This is a genomic window from Bacillus sp. JJ1474 (assembly GCF_036965225.1).
Classification (GTDB): domain Bacteria; phylum Bacillota; class Bacilli; order Bacillales; family Cytobacillaceae; genus Cytobacillus.
The window spans coordinates 1-12092 of the sequence record NZ_JBALPC010000118.1 but is presented as its reverse complement, the minus strand read 5'-3'; the positions used below and the strand labels follow the sequence as shown (position 1 = coordinate 12092).

17 protein-coding genes are annotated in these 12092 nt (G+C 35.7%); 3 read left to right on the top strand and 14 right to left on the bottom strand.

Features of this window, described 5'->3' with window-relative positions; all coding sequences use genetic code 11:
* The 5 genes from V7164_RS15520 to V7164_RS15500 form a co-directional block, all read right to left on the bottom strand.
* Window positions 1-113 (bottom strand): DUF2129 domain-containing protein (locus tag V7164_RS15520; RefSeq protein ID WP_335354526.1); only part of this gene is annotated, 113 nt, incomplete at its 3' end.
* 161 nt (window positions 114-274) lie between these two features.
* Window positions 275-718: a YlbF family regulator gene (locus V7164_RS15515; protein WP_335354524.1), complete on the bottom strand. Its 444-nt coding sequence runs from the start codon at window positions 716-718 to the stop codon at window positions 275-277.
* Window positions 719-767: 49 nt separating this feature from the next.
* Entirely contained in the window at window positions 768-1196 is a 429-nt protein-coding gene (locus tag V7164_RS15510) for a hypothetical protein (RefSeq protein ID WP_335346943.1), read from the bottom strand.
* A 267-nt stretch (window positions 1197-1463) separates the two neighbouring features.
* Window positions 1464-1703 carry a YlbE-like family protein gene (locus tag V7164_RS15505; RefSeq protein WP_335346942.1) on the bottom strand — a complete coding sequence of 80 codons (240 nt, stop codon included), beginning with the start codon at window positions 1701-1703 and terminating at the stop codon, window positions 1464-1466.
* Between the two features lie 16 nt (window positions 1704-1719).
* Window positions 1720-2121 (bottom strand): YlbD family protein, encoded by a 402-nt coding sequence (locus tag V7164_RS15500; protein ID WP_335346941.1) that lies wholly within the window; start codon window positions 2119-2121, stop codon window positions 1720-1722.
* A 154-nt stretch (window positions 2122-2275) separates the two neighbouring features.
* On the opposite strand from V7164_RS15500, the gene V7164_RS15495 reads away from it, so the two are divergent.
* On the top strand, window positions 2276-2761 hold the full coding sequence (locus V7164_RS15495) for a PaaI family thioesterase (protein WP_335346940.1): 486 nt from the start codon (window positions 2276-2278) through the stop codon (window positions 2759-2761).
* A gap of 15 nt (window positions 2762-2776) precedes the next feature.
* Window positions 2777-3133 carry a hypothetical protein gene (locus V7164_RS15490; RefSeq protein ID WP_335346939.1) on the top strand — a complete coding sequence of 119 codons (357 nt, stop codon included), beginning with the start codon at window positions 2777-2779 and terminating at the stop codon, window positions 3131-3133.
* Between the two features lie 84 nt (window positions 3134-3217).
* Here V7164_RS15490 and V7164_RS15485 read toward each other — a convergent pair whose 3' ends face one another.
* From V7164_RS15485 to V7164_RS15475, 3 genes are all read right to left on the bottom strand, one after another.
* Complete coding sequence (locus V7164_RS15485; RefSeq protein WP_335346938.1) at window positions 3218-4084, bottom strand: CAP domain-containing protein; 867 nt, start codon at window positions 4082-4084, stop codon at window positions 3218-3220.
* 432 nt (window positions 4085-4516) lie between these two features.
* The gene (locus V7164_RS15480; protein WP_335347479.1) at window positions 4517-4948 is read right to left on the bottom strand and encodes a CBS domain-containing protein; all 432 of its coding nucleotides are present in this window, start codon (window positions 4946-4948) and stop codon (window positions 4517-4519) included.
* Window positions 4949-5599 carry a LysM peptidoglycan-binding domain-containing protein gene (locus V7164_RS15475; protein ID WP_335347480.1) on the bottom strand — a complete coding sequence of 217 codons (651 nt, stop codon included), beginning with the start codon at window positions 5597-5599 and terminating at the stop codon, window positions 4949-4951. It abuts the gene before it with no gap.
* 238 nt (window positions 5600-5837) lie between these two features.
* Here V7164_RS15475 and V7164_RS15470 point away from each other — a divergent pair, with 238 nt between their 5' ends.
* On the top strand, window positions 5838-6197 hold the full coding sequence (locus V7164_RS15470) for a YugN family protein (protein WP_335347166.1): 360 nt from the start codon (window positions 5838-5840) through the stop codon (window positions 6195-6197).
* 66 nt (window positions 6198-6263) lie between these two features.
* Here the strand turns inward: V7164_RS15470 and V7164_RS15465 are convergent, their stop codons facing one another.
* The 6 genes from V7164_RS15465 to coxB all read right to left on the bottom strand — a co-directional run bounded on the left by V7164_RS15465 (window position 6264) and on the right by coxB (window position 11910).
* Window positions 6264-6716, bottom strand: coding sequence for a DUF420 domain-containing protein (locus V7164_RS15465; RefSeq protein ID WP_438824722.1), 453 nt, complete (start codon window positions 6714-6716; stop codon window positions 6264-6266).
* A 226-nt stretch (window positions 6717-6942) separates the two neighbouring features.
* Window positions 6943-7845: a cytochrome c oxidase assembly factor CtaG gene (ctaG, locus tag V7164_RS15460; RefSeq protein WP_335347168.1), complete on the bottom strand. Its 903-nt coding sequence runs from the start codon at window positions 7843-7845 to the stop codon at window positions 6943-6945.
* Between the two features lie 94 nt (window positions 7846-7939).
* Entirely contained in the window at window positions 7940-8275 is a 336-nt protein-coding gene (ctaF, locus tag V7164_RS15455; protein WP_335347169.1) for a cytochrome c oxidase subunit IVB, read from the bottom strand.
* Window positions 8276-8279: 4 nt separating this feature from the next.
* Entirely contained in the window at window positions 8280-8909 is a 630-nt protein-coding gene (locus tag V7164_RS15450) for a cytochrome (ubi)quinol oxidase subunit III (RefSeq protein ID WP_335354523.1), read from the bottom strand.
* On the bottom strand, window positions 8909-10792 hold the full coding sequence (gene ctaD, locus V7164_RS15445; protein ID WP_438823976.1) for a cytochrome c oxidase subunit I: 1884 nt from the start codon (window positions 10790-10792) through the stop codon (window positions 8909-8911). Before ctaD ends, V7164_RS15450 begins: the two co-directional genes overlap by 1 nt.
* 26 nt (window positions 10793-10818) lie before the next feature.
* Window positions 10819-11910 carry a cytochrome c oxidase subunit II gene (gene coxB / locus V7164_RS15440; protein ID WP_335347170.1) on the bottom strand — a complete coding sequence of 364 codons (1092 nt, stop codon included), beginning with the start codon at window positions 11908-11910 and terminating at the stop codon, window positions 10819-10821.
* Window positions 11911-12092: the final 182 nt, after the last annotated feature.

The following is a 12092-nucleotide window of genomic DNA, read 5'->3' as shown; positions in this document are numbered from 1 at the left end:
ACTACATATTTTAATCTTTTAGAAACATAATGAACATTTCCGAATCTTCTTAACATTTTTGCCTGTTTTAAAGAATAAAGCCAGACAATAATCCCTTGCCGCTGACCCAGCATAATTTCTTCCCCTTCAAAAACAACTATTTTCATAAGTCTAGCACAAAAAAACATGATCTTTCAATGGGCTTGAATAGGAATACAAAATCTTTGCCATATTTGCTAAATGACTGTAATAAAAAAGAAAAACGGCATCGGAGTAATCCAATGCCGTATGTACATTAAGAGCAGCCACAGCTTCCTCCCGATCCGCAGCCTCCGCCACAGCTAGACATGCTGTCAAAAAAGGGATTTCCGGTTGGGACTTTTATCTGTTCGGAAACGGCATGTCCTATTATTACACTTACGTCATCTAGAATAAATTGAAGGTCATTTTCAGCCTTCCTAAACTCAGAAACATGTTCATCCATATCCATCTCTCTTTTTAATTCCCGGATCGATTTCATGACAGATTTATATTCAGGATGATACTTTCCAAATCGCTGAACTTCTTCGTAATGCTCTTTCATATTTACAAACTCACGAATTTTTCTTTGTGTTTCCTTGCTTGTCTTTAATCTATATAAACATTGACGGTACCTTTCCGCCTCCACTGAATGAATGATCATAAAAGCAATTTGTTCGGCAGACTCAAGAATTTCTACTCTTTCAGTTGTAGCAAGCATCAGTTCACCTCCGTTTCATATTTTACCACGAAACAGCGGAAATCAAAAGTTATGGGATTGTTACATAAAACTCCTTTTTCATGATTGGCTTCTTATGATTATCCTTCACTACCTCTAACTTTATTCGGTGTGTACCTGTAGGTACTCCCTTAACGATAAAAGCTGCTGATGAAATTTTCTCTTTCTTTTTCCCATCTACATATAAAATAATCGAGCCTTTATTTGCATTGTTTGATTCCCTAAAAGTAATACCTGGAACTACACATTCAATAAAGATATTTTTTCCTTTCACCTGATGGTTAACATAAAATAAATCCTTATTGCTTGTAGTTAAAGCTAACACAGGGACATCATGATTAAAATTAGATATGTTAACTGGCTGAATCTTTAACTTTGTTTCTGGCTTTGGCTTGTCATTTTGGCAACCAGCTAATCCCACGAATAAACATAGTATATATAAATAAATAAATCGTTTCACTTCGAGTAACACCCCTTTATTAAAAAAGCCTTTCATATGGAATTATTGTTTGCTTCATTAGCTATTTTTACTCTTTCCTGTCATGTCTTTTTATAAAGAAAACTCGCTGATTGGCGAGCCTTGAAAAGGTGAAGACAGATGCGTAGTTGCACTTATACTTAATTCCTAAAATTGGCAACTACGTTGAATCAACTTATGCGCTGACAATTTATACTTTCTTAACGTACAAAAATAAAAAGCTCTCTCAGTTTTACGAGAAAGCTTTCTTTAAGTTTGTGATTTCATTGCTTGGAACATACTCATCATCATAGAGGCCATTTGTACACTATTTGTAAATTTTTCAACTTGATGCGGGATTGTTCTTTGATAATAATGTAATGCGGCTATTTCAAGTGCTTGGATATCATTAGGATTACGTGATAATCGCCTATACCATAAAGGCTGCTCTCTCAAAAACCTTTGTAAATCCTTATTTTGACTGACATGCTCCATAACCTCTTTTCTCATCTCGGACCCCTTTTACCTAGTCTTTTTTAAACTTAAATGGGTTTGGAGGCGGTTGATTTGAATTGGTCAATTTATTCTGTGGGCTGCCTCCCTGAAATTGTGATAGAACACCTTGAACTGCTGCTAATGCCTGATTAAGATTTTGAATATACCCTTGTACCTGGTTTGAATCCATTTTCTTCAATGAGCCTACCATTTGGGACATCCAATCAGATTTTTTTTCTTCTGTTGTGCTTTTCACTTTCTCTTCTGATCGCACATTTTCCCATTTCGGATCATCTTCACCCAATAAATACCAGTCTTCATATAACTCCTGCCAAGTTTTATTTCCTTTTCGAACTTCTTGAACAATTTTTGGATTTCTTTTCACGAATTCTTTGAATTTTTCAACGGAAGGGTGGAGCTTTTTTTTAGTCATTTGCCTCATTCACCTCGGTTTGTTACAAATGCCTATCTTATTTTATGTTAGATTGAATAAAAGGTGAAAGGACAATTTAAAAATCAAAATATTCAACTTCAGACAAAAATGATAATATGTATACAGAATATAATGCTTGAAAGGTGAATATGAAATGAAAAACCAAGTAAGAGAGATTGTAGAAGACTGCTTAGAAAATATAACACCAGATGAATTAAATATTCTAACGGATTTATTGCGCGGTTTTCAAAAGAAACAACAGAAAATAAACAACTCATATGTTGACGGTTTAATACATATGGAAAAAACGGTGACGAACGAGCTTTGCGAAATAACTGTCCCAATTAGCCCTCTTCTATATAATTCATTTGGGATCGTACATGGTGGAATTACAGCCACTATTATCGATACGGCAATGGGAACATTGGCAAATTCTTTATTGCCAGATGGCTATGGTGCTGTAACAACCCAATTGAATATTCATTATTTAGCTGTCGGTAAAGGGGATTATCTTCAGTGCAAAGCTCATCTTGATCATAAAGGCACGAAAACAATGGTTTTGTCAGCATATGTATATCGATCAGACGGCAAGAAAATTGCACATGCTACCGGAAGTTTTTTTATTATACGAAATAAATAAACAGGTGGTGTTCTAATGGTTACTGCCATTGTTATTCCAATTATTTGTATTTATTTTTACTGGCTAACAAAAAAGGAATTACGTGAAAGTAACGAAAAGTGGCTTAAGTTAAAAAATGTCCCTGAAGAAGCAATCATTTCGGGAACCATCGTCAATTTGAATGAAAGCAAACAAAGATTTTCTTATTACCGCTATGTTTATGTAATGGATATAAAAATTAAATCAGACCATTCTTATTGGGATGTTAAAAGAATGATTCCAATTGATAAAGAGTCGATCATTCCCCAACTCAATAAAGGCGAAATGATTCGAGTGTTCGGTAACTGGAAGGAAGATTATTTTCTCGTAAGTAGAATTGAACAATTAGGTTGAATCGTTTTTCAATTTATTCAATGGAATAAAAAGAGCTTGTTCATTCGGAACAAGCTCTTTCTAATAATATAAAATTATGATTGCTTATTCCTGCCATTTCTCAATAAAGTTTTGCGTATAATGCTTTTTATAAACGCCTACTCCCAAGTGGGTAAACTGTTCATTTAATAAACTTTCACGATGTCCCTTACTATTTAGCCAGCCTTCTACAGCAGCGGGTGCATCCATATAATTAGCAGCAATATTCTCCCCTGCTATTTGATAAAAGACATTTCCTGCTTCCAAACGATCTGTCAAATCCCCAAATTCCTCTGAAATATGGGAAAACTGCTGACTTTCATACATATCCTTACTATGTGCAAGTGCTACCTCAGCCGTTTGTTCATCCCATTCCAATGGTTCCAATTCATTACGTACTCGAAATACATTAGTAATATCAAAAACCTGTCTTTCTTTCCCTCTCTCCACTGCTTCCTCATTTATGTTCGTTTCCTGAAATCCCTCAAGCAGTTCTCCTCTATAGACCATTTCGTATGGATGCTGTTTTATCAAAGTTTCAGTATCTAGTAGGCGAATGCTGGAAAGAGTGCCGCTAAATTTGTCCAAATAAAGCTGTGCATAAACATTTCCAATCATAATTAGCGGACGCGTATTCAAATCATCTTCAGAGAGTTCAAATTTATAAGAACTATTATTATATTCAAGACTAATATTTGTATCAAACACTGTAGAGGAATAAAGTTCTGCCACTGGCTGTCCAATTTTGAATGGCGGGATTTGAATGTCTGTACCAGTTGCAAAAATAGTAACTATTACATCATCTTTGATGCCAGCCTGAATATATTTATGATAATTAATAGGGTAAATCCACCAATCAAACCCATACAATGATGGATCAATTCTTGCAGGCTTGCCCAGCTTATTAATAATATTACTGGTGGGCTTTCCCATTAAACTAACTAGCCCTTCGTTTGGCATCTTAAGAACGGAGGTATTTTCAGAACCTATTTCTCCTAAATCATGATCAACTTTTGGCTGGGTACTAACTTCATTTAATAAAATATCATTATTAGGAACTGTATCATTATTTAAGTAAAGTCCTACTGCAAGAAGAATGGAAATAATAATTAAAATCCTAATTAAGGTCCTCAGAGGCTTGCCTCCTTCCTGTATTTTATATTATATATATATGATAACTCTCAATTATTAGTATAACATCATTTACATTCTTTTTAATATAAAGGGCAGAAAATTCTAATAAATTTCACGAATTTTGGATAATAATTCTCTGTCCTTATATATAAAATACTTTGCTTTTGTCGTCATTCATTTCCTAGTTGTTACTATATTAAAAAAGAACACCCTAATAAGGTGTTCCATGCTTTAATGCTGAATTTCATTGCTTGCTTCGGAAATTTCAGTAAGGGCTTCCCCTGCCTTTTGGTCAGTTAAATGGTGCACAGCAAAATCACCTAAAGAAACAATTCCAACTAATTTGTTTCCTTCAACTACAGGTAATCGTCTAATTTGGTGCTTTGCCATTAAACTAGCTGCCTCATGAGCATCCATATCTTTTGTAACAGTTATTAAGTCTTTACTCATGATTTTTTCAACCTTTGAAGATGGCGGATTTTTCTCAGCCACACACCGTAATACGATATCCCGGTCAGTGATCATCCCAACAAGTTTTTCATTATCAACAATTGGAATTGCACCAACATTTAATTCCTTCATTTTAACAGCGACTTCAAATACATTGTCTAACAATGAACAACTATCAACTTTATCAGTCATAATATCACGGATCTTCTCCATCTAACTTCCTCCTTCTACTCTTTGAATAATTAGTACTGTCCAATAATGGCCATGAAGACCACCTTCTGCATGACCAACACCTATATGGGTAGACAGTTTATCTAATAGCTTTGACTGGTTAACGGAAGAATTCATCCATAGTGTGAAAATCTTTTCTGGTGAACTATATCCTGCACCAATACTTTCTTGGACCTTTTCAAATGGAATTTGAAAGGCTTTTAACATATTTGAAGAATCTCCATAGCTTGGTGAAATATGCGACACATATTCTTTTTCCATCATATCCAGAGCTTTTCTTCTCGCTGCTTTAGTCAAGTTATAATCAACTATTAAGGGCTTCAGTCCTGCATTTGCCCTCTTCGTGTTTGTAAGCTCCAAAAGACTTCTTTCGGAAGAAGATAATGAGATCCTCTTTTCTATTCTCTTTAGGTCCGGAATTGTTATTATTTGTCCTGGAAAAATTAAATGCGGATTTGATACTTGTGGGTTGCTTTGAATGATTGTTTTAAGCTCAATTCCATTAATTAAAGCAATTTTCCAAAGGGTATCCCCACGATTAACTACATATTGTGTTTCTGCCTCAGCATTGCCCATAGGAGCATAATAAAGGAATAGACATAGGCAAATAAAATATTTAATGATCCTCTTCATTCATAACCTCCTTCTCTTTCAATCATTATGTTCTCCAAAACTGCAGGAAAAATTTCCTGTTTAGTCATTGTAAATGCAAAATAGTGAATAAAAGATGAATTTCATTTGTTTTCTTCATGTATACATTGCATCTTCTAGCTATTTCTACTATTATAAGATTTGGATAGTAATTGTTGTTAATTTTGACTTAATATTAGCTATAGTCAGCTAATAATGGATTGTTTTAGGAGGGATACATATGAAGTTTGAAAATACGGGGATTGAAAAAAAGAAAGCGGACCTAGTTCGCTTAGATGAAGTCATGAATTCAAAAGGTCTTGTCCGTGAGGGTCAATGGGACTATGAAAGGGTCACATATGATCGTAGATTTGATTTAAAAGAAGGAACCTTCTATTTACGTGTATTTGGTCAAGCAGTTGAAGGGGATGTTGACACTTTCAAAGCCGTTATTCAATTAAAGACACCAGTGCTGGGTAAATATTATTATCCTCACGGTGTTGAATATGGCGAAGATGAGGTTTTCCCTAAGTCACTCGTAAATCAATGTGAAAAAATCCTTAGTGAACTTAATTCAGAGATAGAAAAGTTTGCAAAATAATGAAAAACGGACTCATGGCAACCATGTGTCCGTTTTTCATTATCTACAAAAATTGTTATCAAAAACCTAGAATGGCTTTAATNNTGTTTCGCCTCCATGATAAATAACATATAATAACAAGTAAACGGCAACACCGGTAATGGCAGTAAAAAACCATACGATACTAGTAACCGGTCCTAGCCTTCTATGTTTACTCAACTTATTTTTGTAACCAGTATAAAGAGTTACAATGCCTAATACAGCGCCTATAGTCGCGAGAGTTATGTGGAAAATTAGGAATATAGTATAATATATCTTTATTTCGTCAGGTCCACCGAAGGCAGTATTTCCAATAAATATTGTTCTGCTAGCATAAATAATAAAAAATATTATTGCGAATACTGCGGCTAACATCATCGTCTTTTTATGGCTTTCTATTTTTCTTTGACGGATCTGCGCCCATCCGATTGCAACTGCAATGGCACTCAAAACAATAAATGTCGTGCTTATTGTTGGTAAAATTGGCAGTGAATAATTCATAATAACTTCCTTTCTATTCTCCCTATTCTCATCCACCTAAATTTAAGAAAGTCTCTTAATAATAAGAATGGTTCACAACGTTAATTCTATTAAAGTTCTGCTCCATAATCAACAAACATAGACCCCTTTTCGCAAAAGTTCCTAATTTGTTCAAATATTATATAGAGTAGCGTGATTATTTATACAGACATATTAAAAAACCTCATCCAAATAGATGAGGCATAAATCATTCAATGATGTGAGGGTTAAGGGAATGCTGTTTTTCAAGTTCGGTTTCTTCTTGCTCTTTACGATACCAGCTAAAGAAAATTTGCGCTAACGCCACACCGTAAACAACTTCTTGAATGATTTTCATAATAATCCCGCCTAGCTGCTGATCGTTTAATAAGGTCATGGAACTAAACATCTCTGGCCCGCTTAAAGTTAAGCCTGCCAGTGTGGAAGCAGGTACACAAAGCTCTAATGATTTCGCCCAAGCATCTGGATCAGAAAAAGAAGAGTATAATGGAGTATCAGCAAAAATGATCAAAGCACATGCTGGTAATAATAAGGCACTGCCTGCGAATATATATCCTACTTTCTTAAGGCCGCTTAAAGATTGACGATCTTCAAGTTTATTGTCAATTGGCCACCAAAAAATGATCCCCATAACAAACAATAAACTAGTATAGGCTGCGTGAAGCCAAAAACTTGTTTTAACTAAATCAAACACTAGAGGAATATGATAGATGGAGAATATCCCATTAAATAATAATAGGGCTACAACAGGCTTTGTCAGAAATGTAAAAACATTTTTTAATGCTGATCTTTTAAACAAATAACGCCAAATCCAGGCTGGTACTCCCAAAATAATAAATTGTGGGATAACTAGGCAAAGGATTGCCATCTGAATCATATGTGCATAAAACATAAGATGACCCATTAAATCAATTGGAGAGCCTTTTATTATATATAAAAGGACAATAGCTATAGAAAAGTGAATAGCTTGGCCTATCCTTAACGGTTCGCTGTCAGCAAATTTCTTTCTAAATTTAATTGTTACTAAAAAATAACCAACTAGCACAAGTGCTAAAAAAATAAAATAGTATGGGCTCCATAATGCTCGAAAACCAAATATTTGTATCGCCACTGCATAATCACCCCTTCGAAAGAAGTCCTAATATTAGTACTATTTCGTTAACATAAAAAGAAAACCGGCTGACAGCCGATTTCCCTTCTATTTATTACCACCAAATAATTGTCGTATAGCAAAGAATTGTTACAAAAGCAATAAGCATACCAGAATACATAAACAATTTTGGTGCTTCATGACCTTCATTGCTCATATGCATGAAGTAATATAACTGGAAAATTACTTGAACACATGCAAGGATTAAAATGAAAGGAACAATAAACCATCCCGAAAATCCTTCATACCCAACCGCCACGAAGGCAACGAGCGTTAAGAAAATCATTAATGAGAAAGATATAATATGATGCTTCATTTCTTCAGCACTTTTTCTGCGGCGATATTCAATGTCTACTCGAGGGTTGCCTGAGTTTAATTGTTCATTTGTCATCAGTTTATCCCACCATTCCCATTAAATATACAACTGTAAAAATAAATACCCAAACTACATCAATGAAGTGCCAGTATAAACTAGCTACATAAAACTTTGGTGCATTGTAAAGGCTTAATCCACGTTTGCTGTTACGGATCATTAATGAAATAATCCAACCTAATCCAAAGGCAACGTGAGCTCCGTGGAACCCTACTAATGTATAGAATGCTGATCCGAACGCACTGCTTGTAAATTTATGATCAAATTCATGAACATAATGATTAAATTCATAAATCTCTAATCCTAAGAATGCAAAGCCAAGCAATACTGTAATGCCAAGCCATAATTGCATTTTCTTAAAATTAAAGTTTTTCATATGGTACATTGCATAAACACTTGTTAATGAACTAGTCAATAGAATCATTGTCATCGCAAAAACAAGTGGAATCTCAAATAGATCCTTTGCTAATTTCATATCACTGCTAGGGACTGAATCTTTTAATGCAAGATATGTTGCAAAGAGGGAGGCGAAGAGAACAGTCTCTCCACCTAGGAATAACCAAAAACCTAAAAACTTATTTTTCCCCTCGAGGGTTTGCAGTTCAGGCGAAGCAGGCCATTTTTCAACCGTCATTTTTTCTTCTGCGTGCATTATGCCTTAACCCCCTTATTATCGTCATCCATATCATCCATTAAATCTTCTTTATGAATATGGTACCCATGATCATCTTTTATAGAACGTGTTAGCATCGAACCAAAAGTAATCACTAAACCAAGAATTAATACTGGAATACCCCACGTATTTCCTTCATCACCATGATACATTGCACCAAATGCGGCAATGAATAAGCCTAGTGAGATAACGAAAGGAATAAATGAATTATTCGGCATATGAATATCACCTAGCGGCTCAGCAGGCACCATGCCTTTTTTGCCTTCCATTTTCTCGATCCAGTATGCATCTAGACCACGTACTAGTGGAAGTTGCTTAAAGTTATAGAATGGAGGCGGAGATGAAATTGCCCACTCAAGTGTTCGGCCGTCACCCCAAGGATCATTGCCAACCTTAACATTTTTCACACTTGTCATAACAATGTTGATTAGCATAATTACAACTGCTACAGCCATAAAGAATGCCCCAATTGTACTTACAAAGTTTCCAGTTTCAAGACCTTGACCTGGAAGGAATGTGAAAATGCGTCGTGGCATTCCCCATAATCCTAAGAAATGCTGGATAAAGAATGTTAAATGGAAACCAATAAAGAATAATACGAATGTAATTTTTCCAAGGAATTCATTTAGCATTGTACCAAACATTTTAGGCCAGTAAAAATGTGTTCCCGCAAGCAAAGCAAACACAACCCCACCTACAATTACATAGTGGAAGTGAGCAACAACGAAATAAGTATCATGATACTGATAATCCGCTGCGGCAGCACCAAGCATTACCCCAGTTACCCCACCCATTAAGAAGGAAGGAATAAATGCCACGGCATACAGCATTGGTGTTGTAAATGAAATACTTCCACCCCAAAGCGTAAACAACCAGTTGAAAATTTTAATTCCTGTCGGTACTGCAATTGCCATTGTAGCTACGGCAAAGATCGCATTAGCAATTGGGCCTAAACCTGTTGTAAACATATGGTGAGCCCAAACCATGAATCCTAAGAAACCGATTAGTACGGTTGCGAATACCATTGAAGAGTATCCGAAAAGACGCTTTCTTGCGAATACTGCCATAATCTCAGAAAAAATACCAAATGCCGGTAAAATTAAGATATAAACTTCAGGATGTCCGAATATCCAGAAGAAGTGCTCCCAAATGATTGTATTTCCACCCATTGAAGCATCAAAGAAATTCGAACCGAACATTCGGTCAAACATTAGTAAAAAGATACTTACTGTTAATGGAGGGAATGCAAATAGAATTAACGATGAAGCAACAAAAGTCGTCCATGTAAACATTGGCATACGCATATAAGTCATTCCCGGTGCACGCATATTAATAATGGTTACAAGGAAGTTAATTCCACCCATTAACGTACCAAAACCTGAAATTTGCAATCCAAGTACATAGAAGTCTATTCCATGTCCTTCAGATGCAAGCGATAAGGATGCATAGGAAGTCCATCCAGCATCAGGAGCTCCTCCTAAAAACCATGAAAGGTTTAAGAATACTCCCCCAAAGAAGAATAACCAAAATCCTAAAGAATTAAGGAAAGGGAATGCTACGTCACGGGCTCCAATTTGGAGTGGCATGACGGCATTCATAAATCCTAATAACAATGGCATCGCGGCGAGAAATATCATCGTTGTTCCGTGCATTGTTAGCATTTCATTAAATAATCCAGCACTGACAAAATCATTATTTGGTTTTATTAGCTGAATACGGATAATCATAGCTTCTATTCCACCGAGAAGGAAGAAGAATCCGCCAGCAAAAAGATAAAGGTGTGCAATTTTCTTATGGTCTACAGTTGTTAGATAATCCCAAAGAACCGCACCAAAACCTTTCTTTTGAGCAATGGTACTCACAATTTTACCTCCCTTTAGCAATTACACTATTTCCCCTGAACTTTTAATCCCATCAAATATTCAGTTAAGGCATTTAATTCATCATCTGTTAATTCACCATTAGGACCAGAACCAGTATACGTACCAGTCATTTTATTAGCTGGCTTATATTTTTCAGGATCAGCTAACCAATTCTTTAAGTCCTCTTCTGTATGATCCAAGATGCCGGCAATCTTCTCACGCTCACCAAAGTTTGTTAAGTTTGGTGCTAGTCTTGCTGCCTCTGGAGTTGTGTTTGCAGGAGTTACTGCATGACATCCGATACAGCTTTGATTAAAGATTTCCTGCCCTTGCTGTGCAGAAGCAGTAGTAGCCTTAATTGGCTCTTTAACACTTTGCATATCACTTACCCATTGGTCGAATTCAGCCCGTGGAACTGCTTTCACTTTAAAATCCATTAGAGCATGTGACGGACCACAAAGCTCAGCACATTTCCCGTAGAATACATTATTGACGTCCGATGATTTTTCATCATTAAATTCCAGCCAGAATTTATTCACGTTATCCGTGTTAGTATCTAACTTTCCACCAACAGCTGGAATCCAGAATGAATGCTTAACATCTGAAGCGATTAGGTTAAAGTAGACCCTTTCATCGGTTGGTACAACAAGATCTTGGCTTGTAATAATTTCTTCGTTTGGATATTCAAATTCCCACCAATATAAATTGGCGCGTACATTTACTACAAGAGCATCTGTTTTGCCATCTTCATTTTTCTTTTCCATAGGAGACACATCAGCTAATTTAAAAGTAGCTGAAACTGTTGGAACAGCTAAAACAAGAACAAGTAAAATCGGAATGACTGTCCAGATAATTTCTAATGCGTGACTTCCTTCTACTTGCTTTGGAATTTTTTCGTCCTTACGACGGAATTTCACCAAAACGATAATGAAAATCACTGCTACAATTGCAATTACCCCTACCATAATTGCAGTACTTAGCACCATCAAATCATATTGTTCTTGTGCAACCTCACCTGCAGGCTGTAAAGTAGATAAATTCGCATTACCACATGCAGATAGTATGAGCGCCAGAATCGCGAACAACGAAGCCAGACGCCATTTTGCAAGCCTTTTCATAGCTTAATCAAACCCCTCTTTCGTATAATTTCTGTTTGAAATGTTTGATCGAAAAAATTATATATAAATTCTTTCTAAGATATAGGAAAAGAAAGAATTTCCTAACAAAGATTATTATGTAGTATGCCTAAATAAAGGAAACTAATATTATGATATCTGTTTTTTTTTGATAGGGTTGGAGC

Bases quoted from the DNA above. Each gene is read 5' to 3' on its own strand.
- V7164_RS15515 (WP_335354524.1), bottom strand. From the start codon at position 718: ATGCTTGCTACAACTGAAAGAGTAGAAATTCTTGAGTCTGCCGAACAA.
- V7164_RS15505 (WP_335346942.1), bottom strand. From the start codon at position 1,703: ATGAGAAAAGAGGTTATGGAGCATGTCAGTCAAAATAAGGATTTACAA.
- V7164_RS15500 (WP_335346941.1), bottom strand. From the start codon at position 2,121: ATGACTAAAAAAAAGCTCCACCCTTCCGTTGAAAAATTCAAAGAATTC.
- V7164_RS15495 (WP_335346940.1), top strand. From the start codon at position 2,276: ATGAAAAACCAAGTAAGAGAGATTGTAGAAGACTGCTTAGAAAATATA.
- V7164_RS15490 (WP_335346939.1), top strand. From the start codon at position 2,777: ATGGTTACTGCCATTGTTATTCCAATTATTTGTATTTATTTTTACTGG.
- V7164_RS15485 (WP_335346938.1), bottom strand. From the start codon at position 4,084: ATGGGAAAGCCCACCAGTAATATTATTAATAAGCTGGGCAAGCCTGCA.
- V7164_RS15480 (WP_335347479.1), bottom strand. From the start codon at position 4,948: ATGGAGAAGATCCGTGATATTATGACTGATAAAGTTGATAGTTGTTCA.
- V7164_RS15475 (WP_335347480.1), bottom strand. From the start codon at position 5,599: ATGAAGAGGATCATTAAATATTTTATTTGCCTATGTCTATTCCTTTAT.
- V7164_RS15470 (WP_335347166.1), top strand. From the start codon at position 5,838: ATGAAGTTTGAAAATACGGGGATTGAAAAAAAGAAAGCGGACCTAGTT.
- ctaF (WP_335347169.1), bottom strand. From the start codon at position 8,275: ATGACAAATGAACAATTAAACTCAGGCAACCCTCGAGTAGACATTGAA.
- V7164_RS15450 (WP_335354523.1), bottom strand. From the start codon at position 8,909: ATGCACGCAGAAGAAAAAATGACGGTTGAAAAATGGCCTGCTTCGCCT.
- coxB (WP_335347170.1), bottom strand. From the start codon at position 11,910: ATGAAAAGGCTTGCAAAATGGCGTCTGGCTTCGTTGTTCGCGATTCTG.